Raw genomic sequence first — 23,193 nt, 5'->3', positions numbered from 1 at the left:
TCAATAATGATAATTTTACCAACTATCCTTCGTTTGCCACGATAAAAAGTCCCATTTCTGACCCGCCTACTTAAACGTTTTGAGTCATTTCTGCCTCAAATTGGTACTTTTGATAGAAAAATAAGTGCGTTGCATGATGCTCCCGCCAAAACAAATTGAGTTTTGTAACTTTGAGAAACATGGAGAGCAGCACTATGCTTAATTTCTTTAAAACTCGCCCAGACCAACCATTATCGGACGGTTCGAAAGAGGCGATGCAAGCGCGTTTTAAACGCTACCAATGGCAAGTATTTCTTGGGTTAGTGTTTGGATACGCAGTATTTTATGTTGTGCGAATGAGCCTTGGTGTTGTTAAAAAACCAATGCTAGACGCTGGGATTGTAACGATTGAAGAACTTGGTCTCATGGGCTCGGCGTTCTTCTTTACGTATGCAATTGGTAAGTTCTCGAACGGCTTCCTTTCTGACTATGCCAATATCGGCCGCTTTATGTCGTTCTCCCTTGTCTTGTCGGGTATAACAGCGATCCTGATGGGCATGAACACCGCTGGCTTATTCTTTATCCTACTTTGGGGTTTGAATGGTTGGTTCCAGTCTGTGGGCTCTGCGCCATCGTGTGTGTCACTGTTCCAATGGTTCTCTCCAAAACAACGTGGCAGTCGTTATTCTGTATGGGGTGGCTCACGTAACATTGGTGAAGGTATCACTTGGATCCTAACTGCCACACTAGTGAGCTACTTGGGCTGGCGTGCAGGTTTCATCGGTGCAGGTATCGCTGCTATTGCTGCTGCGTTATGCATGTTCCTAGCACTGAAAGATCGTCCACAAACCTACGGTTTGCCAGATGCAGCTACAGCATTTGACGAAGAGCCGGAAATTAAGAAGAAAAATGATCCAAAAGAAACTCGTAAAGCACAGCTTTTCATTCTTAAACAACCAGCTGTATGGCTAATTGCAGCAGCATGTGCCGCTATGTATGTCTCTCGTTACGCGATGTCTTCTTGGGCTGTGTTGTACCTACAAGAGTCCAAAGGTTACTCGTTAATTGATGCCGGTTTTGCAATGTCAACGTATCCAATTGCGGGCCTAGCAGGTGCAATTTTATCAGGCATTATTTCTGACAAAGTGTTCAACGCAAACCGTCATATCCCTACTCTACTTTACGGAATCGCAAACATCGCGGGTATGTGCCTGATGTTCTTTGGTCCGGATAACCGCGTTGTTGACGCTGTAGCACTCGGACTAATTGGTTTTGCAATTGGTGGTCTTGTTGTCTTCCTTGCTGGTCTTACCGCTTGTGACTTGATGCCAAAAAATGCAGTGGGCGCAGTAAAAGGGTTTATCGGTCTGTTCTCATACATCGCGGCATCAGCACAGGAAGTTATCTCTGCATCATTGATTACGATTACTGAAGTTGATGGTGTTAAACACTATGACTTTACCCAAGCACAGTACTTCTGGCTCGCGGCAGGTGTGGTATCACTCTTCTTAGCCCTAACGGTATGGAATGCTAAGAAAGTTGTTGATATTGATGCACCAGAAGCATCAGAAGCTCAGGTAAAACCTGCTAACTAACGCACTATCGCAGGGACTTAAGGCTCAGGTCCCTGCTTCCACTTTTTAGTTCCCCTTTTATATAGTGTCGTTATAGGTAGAAATTTATGTGTAAAACTAAAATTGTTGCAACGCTTGGCCCTGCCAGTGAAAGTCCTGAAATTCTAAGTCAATTAATTCAAGCTGGTGTGAACGTCGTTCGTCTTAACTTTTCTCATGGCACCGCTGAAGAACATATTGCAAGAGCACATCAGGTACGAAAAATAGCTTCCGAACTTAATCAACATGTTGGCGTGTTAGTAGACTTACAAGGTCCGAAAATTCGTATTGCTTGCTTTGAACAAGGTGCAATCCAGTTGGCTAGAGGTGATGAGTTTATTCTCGATGGCACGTTGGATGCGCAATCTGGTAACCAACAACGAGTAGGTTTGGATTATCCGCAGCTACTGCAAGACATCAAGCAGGGTGACACTCTATTGCTCGATGATGGACGCATCCAGTTATTGGTCAAAGAAGTAAATGCCGATCAACAGTGGGCTAAAACTGAAGTTTTAAATAGCGGCAAGCTTTCAAACCGTAAAGGAATCAACTTACTTGGTGGTGGCCTTTCGGCTCCAGCACTGACTGAAAAAGACAAACAGGACATTATCACTGCAGGCAAGCTGCAAGCCGATTTCCTAGCTGTCTCCTTCCCACGTAGCGCAGAAGATTTAGATTATGCCCGAGAGCTTGCAGTGGCAGCGGGATGCAATGCGCATATAGTCGCTAAAGTTGAACGAGCTGAAGTTGTGGCTAACCAGCAAGCGATGGATGATGTGATTAATGCATCCGATGTCATTATGGTTGCACGTGGTGATTTGGGGGTGGAGATCGGTGACGCTCGTCTTCCCTCTGTACAAAAGACGCTGATCGCACGCTCAAAGTTTCTAGGAAAGCCTGTTATTACCGCCACCCAAATGATGGAATCGATGATTGAAAACCCATTACCGACCCGCGCTGAAGTGCTGGATGTTGCGAATGCAATTATCGATGGTACCGATGCGATCATGTTATCTGCTGAATCCGCAGCGGGTCAGTACCCTGTTCAAGCAGTCGAAGCGATGGTACGCATCGCCAAAGGTGCGGAGCAAGAAATTGAATGCTCACACAATTGCTGGGAACACTTACAACACCTTTGTAATGATGCTGGTAAGAGTTTTGCCTTGTCATCGATGATCTCTGCTTCGAAAGTACACAATGATCTTGGTGTGGCTATTTTAACCAAGCATGGAGAAACGCCACTGCTCATGTCACGCTGTCAAAGCAAAGCCGCGATATGGGCGTTGAGTGATGACATACAGTTGCTTGCTAAGCTGTCCATTTTACGCGGTGTCGAGCCTGTGTATTTCACGCCTGAAGGCAGCAGTGAACAACTACCTAACCAAATCATTGAATCCCTCGAAAGCCGAGCGAAAACGCACCGTATCAATTCGATATTGATGACGCAACTGGATTCAGTTGAAGGTGTTGGCAACATCAATGTGTGTCGACTACTCCACTTGAAGAATCTCGAAGCGATTGCCGCCTAAGATCATTTAGCTATCCATTAATCACCCCATACCCTTGCTCCACAAGGACCCCCGTAGGGATTTTGGCCTGTCGTAAGACAGGTCTTTTTTTATTGATGTGACTCGCATTGTTTCTGACACATAAAATTTGGGTTAGAATTTAGCCCTTGCTATCGATAACACTTTACAAAGAATATTTTGTCGATATTATGCACACGCAAACGTTTTCCTCACCAGTTTTAGATATAGTTCGAGGTTTTTATGCTGTCAGACATCGAAATTTGCCGCGCTGCTAATTTGCTGCCAATTCAACAGATCGCAACGGATTGTGGGCTCCGAAAGAAAGAGTTTTATAGTCAAGGTAAATACAAGGCGAAAGTGTCGCTGGATGTATTGAAGCGTGTCAGTGACCATCCTTCGGGTAAGTTAGTCTTGGTTACTGCAATCACTCCTACACCTCTGGGAGAAGGAAAAACCGTTACGACAATTGGCTTGTCACAAGGCATACAACAACTTGGTCATTCAGTCATAGCGTGTATTCGCCAGCCTTCAATGGGACCTGTGTTTGGCGTAAAAGGCGGCGCAGCAGGCGGTGGCTATTCTCAAGTTGCACCAATGGAAGAGCTTAATCTTCATCTTACCGGTGATATCCATGCCGTCACCGCAGCACATAATTTAGCTTCTGCGGCGATTGATGCCCGTATCTATCACGAGCAGCGCAATGGCTATGAAGATTTTGAATGCCGTACAGGGTTGCCAGCTTTACGAATCGACCCAACACGCGTGACATGGAAGCGCGTTGTGGACCATAACGATCGCGCTTTAAGAATGGTCACTGTTGGTCAAAATGAAGCAGGTAAAACCATTAATGGTTACGAGCGGCAAGATGGTTTTGATATCTCAGCCGCTTCCGAGCTGATGGCAATATTGGCTCTTGCTTCGGATTTGAAAGACTTACGAGCCCGCATTGGTCGTATTGTTGTGGCTTATTCTGAAAACAACACCCCTATTACAACTGAAGATCTTCAAGTTGCAGGTGCTATGGCTGTGAGCATGAAAGAGGCCATTCAACCTACATTGATGCAAACACTTGAAGGTGTACCAACACTGATTCATGCCGGTCCATTCGCAAATATCGCGCACGGAAACTCTTCTATCATTGCTGACAAGATCGCGACAAAACTGTCTGAATACACGGTGACTGAAGGTGGATTTGGTTCCGATATGGGTTTTGAAAAAGCGTGTAACATCAAGGCTCAGGCTTCTGGGCAAGCGCCGGATTGTGCTGTTATCGTTGCAACACTACGTGGATTAAAAGCCAACTCTGGTTTGTATGATTTAAAACCGGGTCAACCTATCCCATCAAGCTTATTCGAAAAAGATGATAAAGCATTAAAAGCTGGCTTTGATAACCTCAAATGGCACATTAATAATGTTAATAAGTACGGAATCCCGGCTGTGGTTGCAATTAACCGTTTCCCACAAGACAGCGAAGAAGAATTACAAGCATTAAAGCAAATGGTTGAAGGTCTTCCAAACGATGTTGAAGTGGAGATCAGCGAAGGATTTTCTTCTGGCGGTAAAGGCACACAAGAACTTGCACGTAAAGTGGTGCGTCAATGTGATAAAACGACCCAATTTAAGCCGCTTTATGCCCTTTCTCAATCCACAGAAGAAAAACTCATGGCCGTTGCTGAATGTGGTTACGGTGCGTCAGGCATCGTATTGAGTGAAACCGCGAAACAGCAACTTGCTCAGTTGAAAGCCCAAGGTTTTGACGACTTGGCTGTATGTATGGCAAAAACACCATTATCCATTACCACAGATGGCTCAATAAAAGGTGCCCCTGAGCATTTTGATGTTCCAGTTAGGGAGCTTAAGCTCTGCGCTGGCGCAGGGTTTATCTACGCACTGTGTGGCAATGTGATGACCATGCCGGGGCTGCCTGATAAACCAGCATTTATGAATTTAGACCTCGATGATGATGGTAATATCGTGGGATTAAGTTAGTAAATAAGCGGGGAATTTTCCCCGCTTTTTTTTGCTTCGTTGTTTGGTGAACAAATTAAATGGATCTCTGTGCAAGTTTTTTGCCTCAACCACGTTCTATTAAAGAGATAAACGTTCATTAGTGAGGTAACAATGAAAGTGAAGTCTCGTTTTCTACTTGCGATTTTTACGACGCTTGTAGTCGCCGTCTCTTTCCTCTCCCAAGCTGGCAGCGAAAATCAGCCAAAGTTGGCCAGCGCAAGTGCATTGGAAACTGCCACATTAGCTGGTGGTTGTTTTTGGTGTACAGAATCTGACTTGGAAAAGCTTGACGGTGTGGTCGATGTTGTCTCTGGTTATGCCGGAGGGACGTTAGATAATCCAACCTATAAACAAGTCTCATCGGGTAAAAGCGGACATATTGAAGTCATACAAGTGACTTATGACCCAAATGTTGTTACCTATGAGCAAGTTTTAGACCAATTGTTTAGGCATATTGACCCGACCGACGATAAAGGTTCATTTGTAGATCGTGGCCCTCAATATCGTCCTGCCATTTTTTACCACAATGAACAACAGAAACAGATCGCTACCGACTTTATGGCAGAAATTGAACAGCTCGGTATCTTTGGTAAACCGTTAAAAACGGAGCTCATCAAATACAGCTCATTTTGGCCTGCTGAAGCGTATCACCAAGATTACTATAAGCGAAATAAGGTCCGCTATAACTATTACCGTTATGGCTCAGGACGCGATCAATACCTAGATGAAATTTTCGGTGAAAATAGAGAAGAGAATCCAAAGACATTGCGTATGTTAATCGATGAAAACAAACATCTGCCAAAGGTTAAAGCGTACAGTAAGCCGTCTGATCGCAAAATTCGTGAGATGCTTAGTGATACGCAATATTACGTGACTCAAAAAGATGGCACCGAGCGTGCGTTCCAAAACGAATATTGGGATAACAAAGCTGAGGGCATTTACGTTGATATCGTAACGGGTGAACCGCTATTCTCTTCGACTGATAAGTACAAATCAGGGACGGGATGGCCAAGTTTTACTAAGCCAATTAATGAAGGTTACATTGTCACTGATACTGATTACAAATTGGTGTATCCAAGAACCGAAGTCAGAAGTCGTTTTGGCGACTCACACCTTGGGCATGTATTCAAAGATGGGCCAGCACCAACGGGTTTGCGCTACTGCATGAATTCAGCGGCAATGAGATTTATCGCCAAAGAAGACATGGCAAAAGAAGGTTATGAAGACTACCTTTACTTATTCGACAGCTAATCCATCCAAATGTCGAAATAAAACAGCCAGTGGAATACACTGGCTGTTTTTATTGTGTTGAGTTATTTCATTACTCGCGCTTTGAAGCTACGCCCTTTCATTTTCCCTGTCTGAAGCTGTTTCAATGCAGGTTTAACAACTTCGTGCTCAACGGCAACATACGAAACCATCGGTAGTATGCTGATTTTACCGATGCGCTTGCCATCGATGCCCGCTTGTTTTGTGAGTGCACCTAAAATATCCCCTGCTCTCACTTTTTGCTTCTTCCCACCTAAAATTTGGATAGTTTGCATTTTCGGGTAGAAAGGTCTTTCGATCGGTTTTTCAGGAAGTTTCGAAGGTTCTAATACGACATCCATATACTCTTCGATGCGTGCAACACGATAAGCTTCTTTCTCACCAAAGAAACTGAATGCTGCACCTTTTGACCCCGCACGGCCTGTTCGACCTATGCGATGGACATGAACTTCTGGATCACGCGATAACTCAAAGTTAAATACTGCATCTAGGTTATCAACATCTAAGCCACGCGCTGCGACATCAGTTGCGACCAGAATTGAAATGCTTTTATTTGCAAACATGGTCAATGCTTGTTCGCGCTCGCGCTGTTCCATGTCACCATGCAGCTCGACCACTGAGAATCCGCGATGTGATAATTCATCGGTCACATTCATTACTTCTTTTTTGGTGTTGCAAAATACGACGGAAGATTCAGGCTTATGAGTCAGCAATAAAGCTTCTAATGCATCATCACGTTGTTCAGTTGTATCTAGTTGATAAATATTCTGAGTAATGGTGGTGTGTTGATGAGTTGACTCAACTTGAATCATCTCAGGGTTTTGCATTACCTTCGTTGCAAGCGACTCGATATTTTTTGGAAAAGTTGCACTAAACAAAAGTGTTTGGCGATTGGCTGGTGCTTGAGCCAAAATCGCGTCAATTGCTTCCTCAAAACCCATTTCTAACATGCGATCGGCTTCGTCCAACACTAGTGTGTTGAGCTCATTAAGCTGAATACGACCTTTGGATAAGTGATCGAGGATGCGACCAGGCGTTCCAACGAGAATATGTGCGCCATGCTCAAGTGAACCAATTTGTGGTCCCATCGGCATACCGCCACACAAAGTCAGCACTTTAATATTGTGAATACCGCGTGCAAGTGTACGAACTTCTTTCGCAACTTGATCTGCGAGCTCACGTGTCGGACATAAAACAAGAGACTGTACTCGGAATCGTTTTACATTAAGGTTTGATAATAACCCCAATGAAAACGCTGCAGTTTTACCCGAACCCGTTTTCCCCTGACCAATAACATCCTTACCTTGTAAAATCACTGGTAGGCTTTGTTGTTGAATAGGCGTCATTTCGCTATAGCCCAATGACTTCAGGGTGTCTAATAGCTCAGGTTTTAGTGGCAGTGTATTAAAAGGAACAGTCACAATTTTTTCCTAATGTCTTTAATTTTGTGGGTTGCTAATGCAACTAAATTAAAAACCGCTTCGAATGGAAGCGGTTTTTATCAATCTCAATACGTCGTTCTAATTAACGTAAGCCATGTAAAAATTCATGGCGAGTGGCTGAGTTGGATTTAAATATTCCCCCCAGCGCAGTAGTTGTAGTTTCACTTGTTGCGTCCATCACACCACGAGATTTCACGCAGTAGTGAGTGGCATCAATGGTAACCGCTACATCATCTGATTCCAGCAAGGTTTGCAGCGCAACCAAAATTTGCTGCGTCATACGCTCTTGCACTTGTGGGCGCTGAGCAAAGAAACGAACAATGCGATTAATCTTCGAAAGACCAATGATTTTTCCACGTGGAATGTAAGCCACTGCGGCTTTTCCATCGATGGTAACAAGGTGGTGTTCGCAAGTACTGGTTACGGTAATGTCTTTCACACGAACCATCTCGCTGACATTCATCTTGTTTTCGATAACCGTAATTTTGGGGAAGTTATGATAGTCCAGACCAGAGAAAATCTCGTCAACGTACATCTTAGCAATACGCTGAGGGGTTTCTTCCAGACTGTCGTCAGACAGGTCTAATTCCAGTAGAGAAAGGATCTCACGCATGTGGTGCTCGATCTTTTCCTTTTTCTCTTCACGGTTAAACTGATTTGGAGACATTGGTGTCTCTAAACCTCGGCTTTCTAGCGCATCTTTTACTAACTTGGCTGATTCGCTAAGACCTGACATCGCACTTCCTCTTAAATACCCCTTTCGGATGGCTGACAAGGATACTCGGATTTTTGAATAATTACGACCATATTTTATTGGTGGTCATTCTTTCTAAACCCCTTTCTATGGTAGAGTTGGCCACAAATTACAATACAACAGGATATCTCCATGGGTTGCTGTGATGCTCCGGGCTTAATGCCGATTGAAGAAGCGATGGATAAAATGCTGTCGCAAATCAAACCAATTCAAACCACCTTGAAACTCCCCCTTGCAGATGCGTTAGGTTATGTATTAGCGGAAGACGTACTTTCGCCAATTTTCGTACCGCCTTTTGACAACTCGGCGATGGATGGTTATGCGGTTCGAATTGCCGACTTAAGCAAAAACAGTACCCTACCAATGGCAGGCAAGTCATTTGCTGGTCAGCCGTTTGAAGGCGACTGGCCGGAAGGCACCTGTATTCGCATTATGACTGGCGCAAAAATCCCGAATGGCTGTGATGCCGTCATCATGCAAGAAGAAACAGAAGTGACTGAGCAAGGCGTTTTATTTAAGCAAACGAACATTAAACCACAGAACAATATCCGACCAACGGGTGACGACATCAAGCAAGGCGATATGGTTCTGCCTAAAGGGGCGAAACTAACACCACGTGATATCCCGATGATCGCGTCACTCGGTATTAGCCATGTGACGGTTGTACGCAAACCCAAAGTCGCGTTCTTCTCAACCGGTGATGAACTGCGCTCACTTGGTGAATCTCTTGAAGATGGCCAGATTTACGACAGCAACCGTTATGGCATTAAACCGTTGATCGAAAACTTTGGCTGTGAAGCCATTGACCTTGGCATTATTCCTGATTGTCCAGCAACATTGAAAGCAACCTTCGAAAAAGCGCAATCCCTTGCAGATGTGGTCGTCACATCTGGTGGTGTGAGCGTTGGTGAAGCGGATTACACGAAAGACATTTTGGAGGAACTTGGTGAGATCGGCTTTTGGAAATTAGCGATTAAACCGGGCAAACCTTTTGCTTTTGGCAAGCTTAATACCGCCCTATTTTGCGGCCTTCCGGGTAACCCTGTCTCGGCAGTGTTAACAATGTATGTCTTGGTCCAACCTATGCTAGCAAAATTAGCTGGTCACACGGAATGGAAAGCACCTTTATCTATCCCTGCTGTTACCAAAACCGCATTTAAAAAAGCACCGGGGCGTACAGACTATCAACGTGGTATTTATACATTAAAAAATGGTCAGTTTGTGGTAGAGACAACCGGTAATCAAAGCTCTGGCGCATTTCGTTCGATGAGCCTGGCTAACTGCTTTGTTGTACTCGAGCGCGAGCGCGGCCGGGTTGACGTCGGCGAAACTGTCCAAATTCAACTGTTTAACGATACGTTATATTAGGAGTTCTTTTGGATATTCTGTCAGACAGTGAAATGCTCCGGTATAACCGGCAGATCATTCTTAAGCAATTCGATTTCGAAGGCCAAGAAGCGTTGAAACAAGCTTCGGTGTTAATCCTTGGGGCTGGCGGGCTTGGTTGTGCTTCTAGTCAATATTTGGCTACTGCAGGCGTTGGTAAGCTTACGTTGATTGATGATGATGTGGTCGAGTTGTCTAACTTACAACGGCAAGTACTTCACCACGATTGCGATATTGGTGTTAAAAAGGTGGATTCAGCCGCACAGACGTTGAGAGAACTTAATCCGCACATCACCGTAGAAACGGTTGATAAGCGCTTAACTGATGAAGATCTGATTCAACTTATTGAACAACATGACTTAGTTCTGGATGCTTCAGATAACGTTGATACACGTAATCAACTTAACAAGCTATGCTACCAAACCAAAACACCACTTGTTTCAGGCGCAGCAATTCGTATGGAAGGTCAAGTGAGTGTGTTTATGTATCAAGACAAAGATGAACCTTGTTACCAGTGTTTAAGCTCGCTGTTTGGCAGTAACGTACTATCGTGTGTGGAGGCTGGCGTGATGGCCCCTGTCGTTGGTATTGTCGGTGCGGTCCAAGCGATGGAAACAATTAAAGTATTAGCGAGCTACGGAACGCCAATGCAAGGTAAGATCCTTATGCTTGACGCGATGACCATGTCATGGCGCGAAATGAACTTGATGAAAATCCCCGCTTGCCCTGTCTGCTCATGATTCTCAATTTGGCAAAATGTTTTTATCGTTTTGCCAAATTTACTCTCTCATTATCGTTGTCAAAGTGAGAATGCGCCCATTCTTTATTTCGCAATTAGATTAAGTTTATATATATCAGTATCTTATAGCTTGGCATGTTACTTGTTTAGTATCTTCCAACGTCATTTGGAAGGAGACTGACAATGCCAAAATTACTGATTCTTGTTTTCTCTATATTCTATTCTGCGCTCGCCATAGCGACTCCATTCGATATTTGTCCAAGTAAAGCGTATTTATTTCAAGCAAATCCCGTTCAGGTTTACGGTGTCAACCTCGTTACAGGACAAACATCACTACTGGAAAGTGATACGGGCATTAATGCTAATATCAATGCGGTTGGTTTCGACTTTCAAGACCGTTATATATATGGATACGATACGTCGAATAAACGTCTCGTTAGATTAGGAAAAGACTTCCAAGCACAAATTTTAAATACATCGGGTTTACCCACTGACCATACATTTTTCGTCGGTGACGTTTATGAGCATGTTTTCTACCTTTATCGTAAAGGAAAAGGAATTTTCAAAGTTGATTTGAGTCCACTGGATAGCGATCCAAATGCGGTGCTTGAGGTTATAAAGATTAGCTCGATTGCAACGGTTTCTCTTACTGATTTTGCCTTCCACCCCGGAGATGGCAACCTTTATGGTGTCGATAATTCGACGGGGAATTTATACCGCTTCGATACAGATGTGGGTGGTGAAATATACATCGGAAATGTGGGTGTTACCGGAACATTTGGTGCTGGTTACTTTGACGTTAATGGCTATTACTACATATCACGCAATTCAGATGGGAACATCTATCGTATTGACCTGTCCAGCCAAGACAATATTGATAATGGCATTGTAACAGCAGTTAAATTTGCCGATGGTCCAAGCTCTAACCAGAATGATGGCGCGCGCTGTGCGAATGCGCCCGTGATTGACGAAGATTCGACCATTGATTTTGGTGACGCACCCGACTCTTACGTGACACTTCTAGCTTCAAATGGTCCTCGTCATGCTATTGATGGAATCACCTGGCTTGGAAACGTTTCGCCGGATGGCGAGCAAGATGGATTACTTGCACCGCTTAATGATAATAAAGCCGGATATGCAGATGAAGATGGTGTCGGATTTGTTACCGCAATTGAGGCAGGAACGGATGCAATTGTTGTTGTTCAAGCATCCACGACTGGCTATCTCTCTGCATGGTTTGACTGGAACCAAGATGGTGACTTTGACGATGCAGGAGAAAAAGTATTTAGTGATGTTTCGCTAACTGCAGGTAGCAATACTCTGTTTTACCCAGTCCCAAATAGTGCAGTCATGGGAGAAACGTGGACACGCTTTCGCTTTAGTCAACAGACCGGATTGGATTATTTCGGTGGTGCGCAGTCTGGCGAAGTGGAAGATCACCAAATTTTAATATCCGTCGATGGTGTTGCCATTCGCTATTACCCAAGCGCATCTGAATATGCGACGGTCGCTTTTGAAGATAACTGGCCATTTACTGTCGATTACGATATGAATGATGTCGTTATTCGTTACCGTGTAACTGAAACATTAACTGATGGTACAGTGACTCAATCAAAAATCGAAGGTTACCTTGCTGCTTACGGTGCAGGTTTTCACAATGGATTTGCTGTTCGTCTTGCTGGGCTGGCTCGTGCTGATATCGACGAAGCATTGACGCGTCAGCTGCATAATGGCGTGCAATTAGCGCATTCTGGACTTGAAGCCGACTCTTCTGAAGCCATATTTATCATTTCAAATAAGTTGTCTGACTATGTGAGCGTCAGCTGTGAATACTTCCGCACCTTATCGAACTGTCATGAGTCGTTAAACTTTTCTTTTACGATAAATATTACGTTAAAAGATGGTGCCGATACGTCTGAGTTAATGGCAATGCCTTATGACCCATTTATTTTTGCCACTCCCGGGTATTATCACGGTGAAGGGCTTCCTTTTCAGCCGGGTCGTTCATGGGAAGTCCATTTAGCCGACCACGCACCGACTGAAAAATTCGATTCAGATAATTTATTAGGTTTAGGGGAAGACTCAAGCAATTCCGTTACTGGTCGATACTTCAAAACCAATACTAATTTACCATTTGCGCTCATGGTTACTGACGAATGGAAATGGCCGCTAGAAAAGGTTGATTTAGTAAATGCTTATCCAGACTTTGCGGCTTACGCAGAATCTGGTGGTCAGCAAAAACAGAATTGGTACTTACTACAAAATGCAGTCACTAGCCGCATTTACCAAGAGGGAGAATAAATGATGAAATATGCATGTCCAATAATCACTCTTATCTTATTCATATTGGGTTGTGGCGGCGGCGGTGATGACACAAGGAGCACTGCTGACACCAATGATACAAGTAATTCAACCGTCACGGCTCCCGAAACATCGACTCAGCCGCCGATAACTGACGTTATGCCACTACGCTATATGAATGAATTAGTTGTGCCGGAGAATTTTGACTACAACCCAGTTGAGGGGCATGTTTTCAACATCGATATCAGCAGTTATTCAACTAACAGAGCTTATGTTTCCATCTATGGGCAATTTGAACAGAACGCAGATGGTAGCTATACCCCAGTCTATAATTCAAAGCTAACCGCTGGTTCATTGAACAATGGAGTCGCCAAGCTGGATTTCTGTATCAAAGAATCTCAGGCTAGTTTGTTAGCAGAAGTTTGGTTTTATGACGGTAGTTCCCCGTTACAAAAAACCTTAAACGGAAATCAAAGTTCTTGGATTTATTGAACTTGTTTTTCTACCTGACTCGCTATAGTAAGGTCAGTGTATCTATTATTTAGAGACGATATGAATAGTCCTAAGGTATATCTGGCCATGCTAATAGCAGCAGTAATCGTTTTAATGATACTGAGCTTTAGCTTGCAGCAAAAAAATGTACATGAATTTTCCGCAAAGGTAACGGCTAATACGCTCACTCAATCTTTAGATGGTCAAAGGCGATACTTAAATATAATAACGCAAACTAATGAGCCGCTATTAATTCACGTTGTGGCAAGCTTGTATTGCCCCGTGGGCTCTAATGTTCGCATACAAAAAGAAACCACATCTTTTGGAGATGAGGTCTACAAAGTTCTTCATTGCAATCCAGAATAAACTTAAAACTCACATTTCGTCGCTACAACTATGTTTAAATAGCAATATAAGAAAAGTTTTGAGGTGATCATGATGATACTAGTAACGGCTGAGTGGCTTTTTAACCGACTGGGAGAGGAGCGAGTTATTCCCCTTGATTGTAGTATTGATTTCAAGATCCCTTCTGAGAACGAGAAGGATACTGAAAACCTCATCCCTAACTCAATTCGCTTTGATTATGACAAAGAGTTTTGCGAACCATCCACCTCCCTTCCCCACATGATGCCGAGCGAAGCTCGCTTTAATCAGTTAATGCAAGATAAAGGCATCAATAACGATTCAATTCTTGTTGTTTATGACAACAGTGGGACATTTGCTTCCCCACGAGCATGGTGGATGCTCAAGGCTATGGGGCACGAATATGTTTATGTGCTAGATGGTGGGCTGACTGAGTGGAAAGCTCATGGTTACGAAACGACTCGATGTTATCGAAGTGTTGAATCCGATGGTGATTTTTCTGGAGTGTTATCTCCAGATTATTTTGTTGATGCCGCTACCGTTCTAAAGGCTATTGATAGACCGGATATTCAAACGGTTGATGCGCGTTCTCAAGCTCGTTTCGATGCTGAAGTACCAGAACCTCGTGAAGGAATACGTAGTGGGCATATTCCTCGTTCAGTGTGTCAGCCTTTTGCTGAATTAATGAACGGGCATAAGTTAAAAACAGTCCAAGCACTTGAACCAATAATTAAAGCTAAGCTTAAACAAGACAAAACGCAGTATATTTTTAGCTGTGGCTCTGGTGTGACCGCTTGTATCGTCCTTTTAGCAGCAAAGTTATGCGGTTATGAACAATTGTCGATATATGATGGTTCATGGACTGAATGGGGACAGAGATTGGATCTTCCTGTCGAATAAACAGAAGCCAGTGACAATCACTGGCTTTTTAATGTACGTTGAAATCTATTCAATGGTAAATGTTACTGCTTGACGGTTAATACGACACGACGATTACAACCAGTTGCTAGATTTTGTTCTACTTGGCATATTGGCGCGCTTTCGCCAAATGCTTTTTCTACGATTCGATTACCCTGTTTCAAGTTATGTTTTAAGTAGTTGGCAACTTCTTTGGCTCTGCGTGCCGATAGTCCTTTATTGTATTGTTTGGTACCTGTACTATCAGCATGCCCTTCAATAAATATTTGTGACTTATCATGAACCAATGGTAAATACTGAGCCAATACCTCTTTGTGCGTTGTTGTTAATTGATATTTGTCGTGCGCGTAGTTTAAGACAAGAGATTTAGTCTTTTGATCATAAAAACATGCCTCGTCTGATGGTGTTGTTTTTATCTTTTCGCTATTTAAGTTCAATTGCGTGTTTGGGTTGGTCGACTCAAGTTGTACTAATTTACCAGAGACTTGCGTTGTCACTTTATGGGAAGAGACCAACTGCTTCGATGTAACATATTCATTGACCCCACCAAGGCAGTTGGCATAACCCAGTGGAGATATGAGTAAAGCGGTAATAATGACTGGGTACTTCATGTTAATCCTTAAGTCTTCCTGTTTCTTCATTAATTAAGTTCAGAATGAATTTGTAAACATCGTCACCATCTTTCGCGTGGTAGATATTCTCTCTACCGAAGCAGTCACCGAAACCATCACTTGCAGATACTTGATAGTTAATCCCAATAACGCCCATGGTAACTTTGGTTTTTTCATTGTCATCTGGGGTGGATGAATCACTCTGATATCGATTTTTCTTCGAACTGATCTTGGAACGTAATTTAGTACATAACCCTGCATCAACAAGGGACTGAAGGTACCCGCCACCACCAGAATCTTTTCCGTCTGAGAGGACAATAAATACTTGCTCTGGGTTTAAGTCCTTAGCTTTGTTAGCTTCTTGAGCGGCTGCGATAATGCCATTCCAAGAACGTGTTCCCCAATTTGCTTTTAGCTTAGAATCGAGGAGTTTTTCTTTGAAATCAGCATAATCTTCAGTTAAAGGAATATCGTAAAACGGATATTTTTTGAAGAACTCGTCATTTTTATCAATTAATTCCTTTAGTGCGTTATACCCCATTGAATTCGTTGGGCTTTCCGTTCTTTGGTATACTCTTGGCGGAGTAAACATATTTTGGACCGTTAATCTTGCGGTATTTCGACGATAGTTATAAGCAATTCTCATAGGCCAACTATGTTTCAAACCATATTTATCGACAAGGACAACTTCGTTCGTTTGCTTTAAGTGATAGTAACTATATCCAAGTAACGCTACTCGGCTTTTATCTTCAGTTTTAAATTCTTTCAGATCGTCAATTACACGCACAATTGTGTCTTTAACGACTTCTAATTTTGATTTGCCATCTCTCCATGGGTCATTCATCGAACCACTAAAATCACCAATAAAGTAAACATCGACAGGTTGTGGCAAGTACTTCCTTGTGGTTGATTGCCCCTTCACTTGAAATTCAGGTTTTAAGTCAATGTCTTCATAGGAAATCCAAGACTGGTGTTTTGATGTAGCGCTCACAATGAAATCGGTAAACGGGGCAAGTTCACCGCTTTTTTGAACACAACCATTTTTATATTCACATTTGCGATTGACGACGTTGACCTCGATATCTTCGATATTATCTACGACATATCGATCAACGAGCTTTCTAGCATATTCAGCATTATCATCATCGTCTTTTTTTGGGCTCGCAATCAGTGCTAAACTGGCGACTTCAGCAGCTTCAAGAATCCTCGCGTGGGCCATCATTTGTTGTGACATTTGCATGGAGAACGCCATTATAAATACCATGACGGGCAATAGACCAACAAAGAGAATACCCGCAACGCCGCGATTTTTTTTAATTGATTTCACGTTAAATCCTCGCAAACGAATATGAGGTACTGATTATTTGATTCACCTCTCCACTAGTAATACCTAGAAGATTGAATGGAATCTCATAACACAGTGACACTTGATACATCGGCAACCGTCGATTACGTGACGTCACTGGCAACAGCTCGATGGCCTTTGCTTTTGTCATCTTTTCCATATCTGGGAAATTGCACCCAATAACATTCCCTTTCTCCAACTTTTTATGGTGACGAGTGTATACCGTCCCTCCATCAGGTAGATTGTGTTCTTCGAGACTTATTTCATCAATTCGCATTCCCAATTTAGTTTTGTCAAAATTCGGGATCATTCGTTTTAACGATGAAGATGCGATTGAAAAAGTGATATTTTTTGTTTTACTGCAATTCCCAGAACATACGTCCAAACTATCGCTGAATAACTGTTTTCGTTCAGAAAGGATTGTAGTCAATGAATAGGTTGCACGATCCAATTGGCCCTTTTTATTTATAGCCAGCATATGATTCACTACTACAAGGAAAATACCGGAAGCGAACACCAAAACCATTGCTAATTCAACGGTAAATGAACCATTTTGTTTATGCACAGCCAGCCCCCTGCCCAACTTTGAATGAGCAACGCTCGTATTCTTGGATGGTTATGACTTCGCGGCGAATCCGCATTTCAGGAAACCAAATAGAAACGATTGGGTCATAGGTGTATTCCAAACCATAGACAGCGATGGCCATATTTTCTGGTTGTTCTTCACGGTCTGGACATTCTTCCGCATTCTGATAATTGTCATTGCATTTAAATAAACTGTCATAGTTAGGGAAATAGTCGACTTTGATATCAACACTCCCTTCTTGAACTACATTTGTCCAAAGTGAGCCGCCGGCTTTTTCAAGCTCGTCTTGAATCCTTTTGTCATAATCGACGGTATTGTGACCACTTGAATCTCCTGCTTTTTTTACACGCATAACTGCAGTTGTTAATGCATGATCCGTCATACTCATTGAAAATGTCATGATACAAATTTCAACCCAAGCAAATACGACCGCAAGAAATATTGGGATTCCCATTGCTGCTTCAACGGTTAATGACCCCTTTTGTCTTCTCTTCATAGTCTTACGTACCTTTTCTTGGTGTAGTCGACTATGAAGGCGCCCTTAATGTCCAAGCTATCTAAAAATGACTTTGCTTGATCAAGGTCCGTAAAGTTACCAATGCAATAGCGCTTCCAGAGCCCGTGGGTATAGGAATAAACCGGTCCGAAATTCGACTTTAAGTAATTTAGGTAGTCGGAAGGGATGACCGAATACGTTGCAAGTACTTGGATACGATACGTAGAAGGCGTGTTCGGCTTCAGATTTCTCGGATCAAGTACAGAGCCATCTAGAGTGTGGCTACTTAACTGGAGAGTATTACGCTTGGTTAGTACATTGTCCTTCGGCGATGCATACTCTTTTTTATTTTTGGAATGGTTATTTAGGGTTTGCGGTGATGCCTTTTCTGTACTCGCTAGCCTCATTGTTTGCTCCCTTCCCTCGTTCTTTTTTACCGACTTCATCAAAGAGTTGAGCTGCTTTCGCGCTTGTTCGTCACTGTTATTATGTTTCAGTATTTCCAAGGCAATATCCGGTCTCCCAGCGTTAACTGAAGCGACAACTAAGTTAGAACTAACCTTTCTATCGTTTGGGTCGCCTAGATAAAGGTCATACAAAATGTCAGTAGCCCCTACATAATCGAATTGCATCATCTTCACAACGGAAATATTGTTGCGCGCCTCCCTATCTGAGGCACCAAGTTTACGGCTTTCCTCAAACTGCTTGATTGCCTCGTCAAAATGCTTTTGCCGCGCTAAGATTTTCCCTGTAAGCAAGGCGTATTCATATTCCTCCCCACCTTCATCGAGGTATTTTTCAAGTTCTTGTTTTGCTACATCAAATCGCTTTTTTTGATAATTGAGTCGCGCGATGGTCAAAATATATTCAGGTTCGTCAAGTTCATTGTCGCTGTATGTATTTTTGTATAACTCAGCAGACTTAACATCATTCATATCCAGATATAAGTTAACCAGTTTGACACGGTAATCTGGGTTGTTCTGCAGGTTTGACTTATAGAACTCAACTAGCTTTTGTTTATCACTAGAACCAAGCAATAGCTTTTCTTTTGTATCTAATTCAGGATTAACGCTCGTACAGCCAGAAAACAATCCAACACAGAGCAGTACGCCTAAGAACTTCTTCATCACATCAACATCCTCATTATGCCGGGCGCGACAATCAAAACGACTATAGGAACCATGATGAAAGCGATAAGTGGAATGGACATTTTTGCACCCATTTTTCCTATTTTTTCTTCTAGATCCATCATGTTAATTTCACGAATATCACTTGCCAAAGTCGCGAGTACAGGTCCGATAGATGAACCAAATTGCAGGCTTTGAACTAACGTCATCACAAAACTCTTTGATTCAGTTGTTGGAACAAGGTCGTAAAATTCTTCTAATGCCTTCTCAATACCAACTAACTTTGAACGTTCGACAGTAACACGTACGACATAAGCTAAATGCTTATCAACAGTAATCAGCTCTTTTGATAGATAATCCAAACTGGATTCAATTGTCATACCGGTATGAACACAAACATTCATTAAATCGAGCAAAAACGGTAACCTAGAGCTGATGTGCTTGATATTAGATTTCCCTCGGTTTGAAATATACGCATCCGGCACGATGACAAATGTAATAACTGCAACAAGTAAATATATCAGAGCCATAAAGAGGTTAAGTTCGTTGTCTAAATACTTATAGCCAATCACCAATAGACAGAGCGTAAAGGGTATGATTTTGAACAAATAGTAGGTGTCTACTAAAAAGTCACTATAGATTCCAGCTGTAATAAATTTTTGCTTCGTTTCTTCTTTGTTAAAACTCACCCGGCTGGCAATCGCATCTAATAACTTTGTTCGTTGGCTTTCTTCTCGTGTAGAACCGATAATTTTTCTGGTGGCAATATCAGCTTTAGTATTATCCCAAAGCAGCATAAATAAGATGGCCAGCCCTAACGAAACAAGGAAAACAGCTCCCCAGACTAAAACGGAATTTAACGCCATCAGTCCACTCCCTTTAAGATGAACCAGATGCAGGCGAAGCCGATAAACTCACTGACCAATACATAATAGAAAATCGGTCTGCCCCCTTCTTCAAACATGACGAAATTATAATTTTCGGGGCTAGTAAACTTCAAAATCAAAAGGAAAATAATTGGTAAACATGCAATGATTTTGGCTGATGCACGTGCTTCAGATGTTAGTGCATTTTTTTTCTTATCAATGGCTCTTGAGTCGAACATTAAGCGGTTTATCCGGTTAATCACATCTTTCAGTTGACCACCACGGTTTAGGTTGATCCGGATAGTTGATGCAAAGAAAAAGTACTCGAGATAAGGAAAATTGTTGCTGCTTCGTTCTAGTACATCATCTGGATCTTCGCCAATAAGCAAACGCTCTGCCATGAGTTTAAACTCGCGCCCAACTTCATTGTCGAGTTGATTTCCCACATATTCAAACGCATGAACAATACTTTGACCCGCAGACATTGCTCCACTCAAGATGTTTAACGCATCAGGAAAATTATTTTTGAATCGTTCGGCTTGTCGTTGTTTTAACTTAATATAGAAAATGACAAACAATATGGGTTCTGAAATTGCCAAACAAATCAGAAAATCCATTTTTAAAAAGAAGTCATTTATGCCATAGACAGCAACGGTACTTACAGCGAAAAAAACTAATAGTTTCAAAGCTATATTCGGTTGGAAAACTTTGATCATTCGTTTGTATTTTTGTTTGACGCGTGCTTTAAAACTTTCGTCAAACTGATGGGCATCAATAACAGAACGAACCCCTCTGATTCCTTCGAAATCCGCATGCATGTCAATCAGAGCAGTGAGTTTTTTATTCTGTTTTGACCTTACAATCAAAAGGTAAAGTAACAGCGCCATCCATGACAATATTAAAATCCATATCACGAGAAAATCTCCTTGACCGTTTTTTCTAAGCCAAAAAATTTTGCACGTTCATAAATAACAGAACGTGTGGACAAACCTGGTGTACGAAATTCACCTTTGATCCGGTCATTATCTAAATCAGGGTTAGTCTCAAAACGGAAAATATCTTCCATTACAACGTTATCGCCTTCCATTCCTAAGATTTCGGAAATATACATAACTTTACGGCTGCCATCGTGCAGACGTTTTACTTGTACAATGAGATCAACAGCACTGACGATGGTTCTCCGTATTGCAGATATCGGTAAGCTTGCCGTCGCCATCATCACCATGCTTTCCGTACGCGCAATGGCATCTCTTGGCGTATTGGCGTGGAGAGTAGACATAGACCCATCGTGTCCTGTATTCATCGCTTGAAGCATTTCAAAAGCCTCGCCACCTCGACACTCACCGACTATGATTCTGTCTGGGCGCATACGCAGTGCATTTATCACCAGATCTCTAGCGGTTACCTCACCCGTACCTTCAACACTCGCTTGCCTTGTTTCAAGTCGTACAATATGAGGTTTTTGTAGTTGCAGTTCTGCTGCATCTTCAATGGTGACGATACGCTCACCCTCTCCGATAAAACCAGATAATGCGTTAAGCAAAGTCGTTTTACCTGAACCAGTACCACCTGAAATTAGAATGTTGCACTTACAATGGTTTGCAATTGAAAGTAGTTTTGCCATTTCAACCGACATGGCACCAAACTCAACCAAATTCTCCAGTTTTATTTTCTGTTCTTTAAACTTACGAATTGAAATTGATGTTCCATCGATCGCTAGTGGAGGAATTACGATGTTTACACGACTTCCGTCAGCCAATCTGGCATCACACAAAGGTTTGGATTCATCGATACGACGACCAACATTAGAAGCAATACGTTTAGCTATCGTGCTGAGCTGTTTCTCATTAACGAATTGAATCGGGGACTTTTCTACTTTCCCCCCTATTTCAATGAAGATATCGGAAGGACCATTAATCATAATATCGGAGATATTATCGTTATCGACTAACGCTTGAAGAGGCCCTAACCCTTTGAGTTCATCTAATAGCGCCTTCACAAGTTCGACTCGTTTAATCGAACTCACTTGCAGCTGCCTGCGTTCAATAAGCAACCCTACTGACTCTTTTAGTTGTTCTTCGAGCTCATCATTGCTGATTTCAACTAGCGTTGCTGCATCTAAAGCATCGAAAATTTCGTCGCGAAGCTCGATATATATTTGTTTTAATTGATTCATTTTTTAAACAGAGAAAAGCGTGATTTGGTTTTGATTTTTTTTCCTGTCAGATTCATAACAACTTCCGCAACAGGGTTGGAGTATTTTGACTTCATGAGCCCTTTAACTCCTTCTTGTATCATTGTCTTTTCGAGATTTTGTTCATACATGATATCGAGTGTATCTTTGACTCGGATACGCTCCTTCGCGTTTGAAAGTGTGACCATATAGTCTTTGACTGGTCGGTTAAGGATAAACACCACTTGATGTTCGGATTTCCCCATTTTTTTCTTTAATAAGTTATAAGAGCGTAAAGAGGAAACCGAGGGTTCGCAGACAACAAACACACGGTGATATTTATCAGAGAATTCTCTGTCGTGGATTTCCTCATACGCACTAAAGGGAGCTGAGTCGATAATAAAATTGTATTGGTCAACGAGTTCAGAAGATAAATTAAATAAGGTAGATGCGTGATCGGCTAAGCACGCACTGTTTTTGTCCAACACTAAATAATCAAGCTTATCCTCAACTCTATGAACATAAGTTCTAGCAATGGCGCTATCAATATCAATTTGGTTTAGGTCAATACTGTTTTGTTTTGGTTTCAACCCTTTAACACCGAGAAAAATATCACTATTCGTAGCACCAGAATCATGATCAACTAAGAGGGTCTTCAAATTAGTTTGAGTTGCCAAAGCATTTGCAATCACTGAACTAAAACAAGAAACCCCTATTCCGCCCTTCGTACCCAAAATTAAAATTCGTTTAGCAATGCGTGTTTTCTTGGTCGATAAGTTATCAATCTTATGGGGTTGAAGTGACGCAAGTAACCCGTCAAGATCTGGGTCCCAAAGCACATAAATAGCGCCTATTGCATGGATCTGGTTTCGTAACTTAATGGAATCGATATCGCTTAAAACAAGCAAAGAAATACTCACATCAAGACGCGTCGATATTTCTGAAACTTCATCGACAATTTTACTTGAACCGCGCATGTCCAAAACGACATGCTTTAGTTTCACATCCGAACGATTCCATGATTTGTCTGATTCTAAATCTGGTACTTCTATTGGTGTTACAAAGCCTTCTATCGCGTATAGCTCTTTCACTGATTCAAGAAGTACATTGTCATCAGAAACGATAAGGTCAGTGTATTCGTCATGAGCTTTAACGCGCGTAGACGAGTTTTTAAAAAGGTTGTTTAAATCCATA

Annotated in this window: 20 protein-coding genes and 1 pseudogene; 10 read left to right on the top strand and 11 right to left on the bottom strand. The window is 42.3% G+C overall.

From position 1 onward, the window contains the following. Positions 1-194 precede the first annotated feature (194 nt). The 4 genes and pseudogenes from ACQEXS_RS07080 (at position 195) to msrB (ending at position 6,382) form a co-directional block, all read left to right on the top strand. Complete coding sequence (locus tag ACQEXS_RS07080; protein WP_427013309.1) at positions 195-1,574, top strand: MFS transporter; 1,380 nt, start codon at positions 195-197, stop codon at positions 1,572-1,574. Between the two features lie 86 nt (positions 1,575-1,660). Then, positions 1,661-3,037, top strand: a pseudogene (gene pyk / locus ACQEXS_RS07075) (pyruvate kinase); the annotation flags it as partial. A 324-nt stretch (positions 3,038-3,361) separates the two neighbouring features. After that, on the top strand, positions 3,362-5,110 hold the full coding sequence (locus ACQEXS_RS07070; RefSeq protein ID WP_427013308.1) for a formate--tetrahydrofolate ligase: 1,749 nt from the start codon (positions 3,362-3,364) through the stop codon (positions 5,108-5,110). Positions 5,111-5,242: 132 nt separating this feature from the next. Continuing rightward, positions 5,243-6,382 (top strand): peptide-methionine (R)-S-oxide reductase MsrB, encoded by a 1,140-nt coding sequence (msrB, locus tag ACQEXS_RS07065; RefSeq protein ID WP_427013307.1) that lies wholly within the window; start codon positions 5,243-5,245, stop codon positions 6,380-6,382. 62 nt (positions 6,383-6,444) lie between these two features. On the opposite strand, the gene dbpA is transcribed toward msrB, so the two are convergent. Both dbpA and folE read right to left on the bottom strand, forming a co-directional pair. Beyond that, entirely contained in the window at positions 6,445-7,821 is a 1,377-nt protein-coding gene (dbpA, locus tag ACQEXS_RS07060) for an ATP-dependent RNA helicase DbpA (protein WP_427013306.1), read from the bottom strand. A gap of 103 nt (positions 7,822-7,924) precedes the next feature. Next, on the bottom strand, positions 7,925-8,578 hold the full coding sequence (folE, locus tag ACQEXS_RS07055) for a GTP cyclohydrolase I FolE (protein WP_367989806.1): 654 nt from the start codon (positions 8,576-8,578) through the stop codon (positions 7,925-7,927). A gap of 150 nt (positions 8,579-8,728) precedes the next feature. Between folE and moeA the strand changes: the two genes are divergently transcribed. From moeA to ACQEXS_RS07025, 6 genes are all read left to right on the top strand, one after another. Continuing rightward, a complete protein-coding gene (gene moeA, locus ACQEXS_RS07050; protein WP_427013305.1) occupies positions 8,729-9,964 on the top strand; it encodes a molybdopterin molybdotransferase MoeA in 1,236 nt (411 codons plus the stop codon). A gap of 8 nt (positions 9,965-9,972) precedes the next feature. Further along, a complete protein-coding gene (gene moeB, locus ACQEXS_RS07045) occupies positions 9,973-10,722 on the top strand; it encodes a molybdopterin-synthase adenylyltransferase MoeB (protein ID WP_427013304.1) in 750 nt (249 codons plus the stop codon). 182 nt (positions 10,723-10,904) lie between these two features. Further along, a complete protein-coding gene (locus tag ACQEXS_RS07040; RefSeq protein WP_427013303.1) occupies positions 10,905-13,022 on the top strand; it encodes an LruC domain-containing protein in 2,118 nt (705 codons plus the stop codon). Further along, the gene (locus ACQEXS_RS07035) at positions 13,023-13,514 is read left to right on the top strand and encodes a hypothetical protein (RefSeq protein ID WP_427013302.1); all 492 of its coding nucleotides are present in this window, start codon (positions 13,023-13,025) and stop codon (positions 13,512-13,514) included. A 60-nt stretch (positions 13,515-13,574) separates the two neighbouring features. Further along, positions 13,575-13,880 (top strand): hypothetical protein, encoded by a 306-nt coding sequence (locus tag ACQEXS_RS07030; protein WP_427009591.1) that lies wholly within the window; start codon positions 13,575-13,577, stop codon positions 13,878-13,880. 69 nt (positions 13,881-13,949) lie between these two features. Further along, the gene (locus tag ACQEXS_RS07025) at positions 13,950-14,777 is read left to right on the top strand and encodes a sulfurtransferase (RefSeq protein WP_427013301.1); all 828 of its coding nucleotides are present in this window, start codon (positions 13,950-13,952) and stop codon (positions 14,775-14,777) included. A gap of 62 nt (positions 14,778-14,839) precedes the next feature. On the opposite strand, the gene ACQEXS_RS07020 is transcribed toward ACQEXS_RS07025, so the two are convergent. From ACQEXS_RS07020 to ACQEXS_RS06980, 9 genes are read right to left on the bottom strand one after another with little or no spacing between them, the layout of a single operon-like run. Beyond that, positions 14,840-15,406, bottom strand: coding sequence for an OmpA family protein (locus ACQEXS_RS07020; RefSeq protein WP_427013300.1), 567 nt, complete (start codon positions 15,404-15,406; stop codon positions 14,840-14,842). Position 15,407: 1 nt separating this feature from the next. Continuing rightward, positions 15,408-16,733, bottom strand: coding sequence for a TadE/TadG family type IV pilus assembly protein (locus tag ACQEXS_RS07015; protein WP_427013299.1), 1,326 nt, complete (start codon positions 16,731-16,733; stop codon positions 15,408-15,410). Between the two features lies 1 nt (position 16,734). Beyond that, on the bottom strand, positions 16,735-17,277 hold the full coding sequence (gene tadF, locus ACQEXS_RS07010; protein WP_374144857.1) for a tight adherence pilus pseudopilin TadF: 543 nt from the start codon (positions 17,275-17,277) through the stop codon (positions 16,735-16,737). Between the two features lie 31 nt (positions 17,278-17,308). Then, on the bottom strand, positions 17,309-17,833 hold the full coding sequence (locus ACQEXS_RS07005) for a TadE/TadG family type IV pilus assembly protein (RefSeq protein WP_367989798.1): 525 nt from the start codon (positions 17,831-17,833) through the stop codon (positions 17,309-17,311). After that, on the bottom strand, positions 17,830-18,960 hold the full coding sequence (locus tag ACQEXS_RS07000) for a tetratricopeptide repeat protein (protein WP_427013298.1): 1,131 nt from the start codon (positions 18,958-18,960) through the stop codon (positions 17,830-17,832). Before ACQEXS_RS07000 ends, ACQEXS_RS07005 begins: the two co-directional genes overlap by 4 nt. Beyond that, the gene (locus tag ACQEXS_RS06995; RefSeq protein ID WP_427013297.1) at positions 18,960-19,826 is read right to left on the bottom strand and encodes a type II secretion system F family protein; all 867 of its coding nucleotides are present in this window, start codon (positions 19,824-19,826) and stop codon (positions 18,960-18,962) included. Before ACQEXS_RS06995 ends, ACQEXS_RS07000 begins: the two co-directional genes overlap by 1 nt. Then, entirely contained in the window at positions 19,826-20,740 is a 915-nt protein-coding gene (locus ACQEXS_RS06990) for a type II secretion system F family protein (RefSeq protein WP_367989796.1), read from the bottom strand. The genes ACQEXS_RS06995 and ACQEXS_RS06990 overlap by 1 nt, the downstream gene beginning before the upstream one ends. Next, positions 20,737-22,002, bottom strand: coding sequence for a CpaF family protein (locus tag ACQEXS_RS06985; RefSeq protein ID WP_427013296.1), 1,266 nt, complete (start codon positions 22,000-22,002; stop codon positions 20,737-20,739). Before ACQEXS_RS06985 ends, ACQEXS_RS06990 begins: the two co-directional genes overlap by 4 nt. Continuing rightward, positions 21,999-23,192 (bottom strand): AAA family ATPase, encoded by a 1,194-nt coding sequence (locus tag ACQEXS_RS06980; protein ID WP_427013295.1) that lies wholly within the window; start codon positions 23,190-23,192, stop codon positions 21,999-22,001. The genes ACQEXS_RS06985 and ACQEXS_RS06980 overlap by 4 nt, the downstream gene beginning before the upstream one ends. Position 23,193 lies beyond the last annotated feature (1 nt).

It is taken from the genome of Vibrio sp. TRT 17S01, from assembly GCF_050113695.1.
GTDB lineage: Bacteria > Pseudomonadota > Gammaproteobacteria > Enterobacterales > Vibrionaceae > Vibrio.
The sequence above is the reverse complement of the archived record's forward strand: the minus strand, read 5'-3'. Positions and strand labels throughout refer to the sequence as shown.

Bases quoted from the DNA above. Each gene is read 5' to 3' on its own strand.
- ACQEXS_RS07020 (WP_427013300.1), bottom strand. From the start codon at position 15,406: ATGAAGTACCCAGTCATTATTACCGCTTTACTCATATCTCCACTGGGT.
- ACQEXS_RS07080 (WP_427013309.1), top strand. From the start codon at position 195: ATGCTTAATTTCTTTAAAACTCGCCCAGACCAACCATTATCGGACGGT.
- ACQEXS_RS07035 (WP_427013302.1), top strand. From the start codon at position 13,023: ATGATGAAATATGCATGTCCAATAATCACTCTTATCTTATTCATATTG.
- ACQEXS_RS07000 (WP_427013298.1), bottom strand. From the start codon at position 18,960: ATGAAGAAGTTCTTAGGCGTACTGCTCTGTGTTGGATTGTTTTCTGGC.
- ACQEXS_RS07040 (WP_427013303.1), top strand. From the start codon at position 10,905: ATGCCAAAATTACTGATTCTTGTTTTCTCTATATTCTATTCTGCGCTC.
- ACQEXS_RS06985 (WP_427013296.1), bottom strand. From the start codon at position 22,002: ATGAATCAATTAAAACAAATATATATCGAGCTTCGCGACGAAATTTTC.
- ACQEXS_RS06995 (WP_427013297.1), bottom strand. From the start codon at position 19,826: ATGGCGTTAAATTCCGTTTTAGTCTGGGGAGCTGTTTTCCTTGTTTCG.
- ACQEXS_RS06980 (WP_427013295.1), bottom strand. From the start codon at position 23,192: ATGGATTTAAACAACCTTTTTAAAAACTCGTCTACGCGCGTTAAAGCT.
- folE (WP_367989806.1), bottom strand. From the start codon at position 8,578: ATGTCAGGTCTTAGCGAATCAGCCAAGTTAGTAAAAGATGCGCTAGAA.
- ACQEXS_RS07030 (WP_427009591.1), top strand. From the start codon at position 13,575: ATGAATAGTCCTAAGGTATATCTGGCCATGCTAATAGCAGCAGTAATC.
- ACQEXS_RS07005 (WP_367989798.1), bottom strand. From the start codon at position 17,833: ATGAAGAGAAGACAAAAGGGGTCATTAACCGTTGAAGCAGCAATGGGA.
- tadF (WP_374144857.1), bottom strand. From the start codon at position 17,277: ATGGTTTTGGTGTTCGCTTCCGGTATTTTCCTTGTAGTAGTGAATCAT.
- msrB (WP_427013307.1), top strand. From the start codon at position 5,243: ATGAAAGTGAAGTCTCGTTTTCTACTTGCGATTTTTACGACGCTTGTA.
- ACQEXS_RS07025 (WP_427013301.1), top strand. From the start codon at position 13,950: ATGATGATACTAGTAACGGCTGAGTGGCTTTTTAACCGACTGGGAGAG.
- moeA (WP_427013305.1), top strand. From the start codon at position 8,729: ATGGGTTGCTGTGATGCTCCGGGCTTAATGCCGATTGAAGAAGCGATG.
- ACQEXS_RS07070 (WP_427013308.1), top strand. From the start codon at position 3,362: ATGCTGTCAGACATCGAAATTTGCCGCGCTGCTAATTTGCTGCCAATT.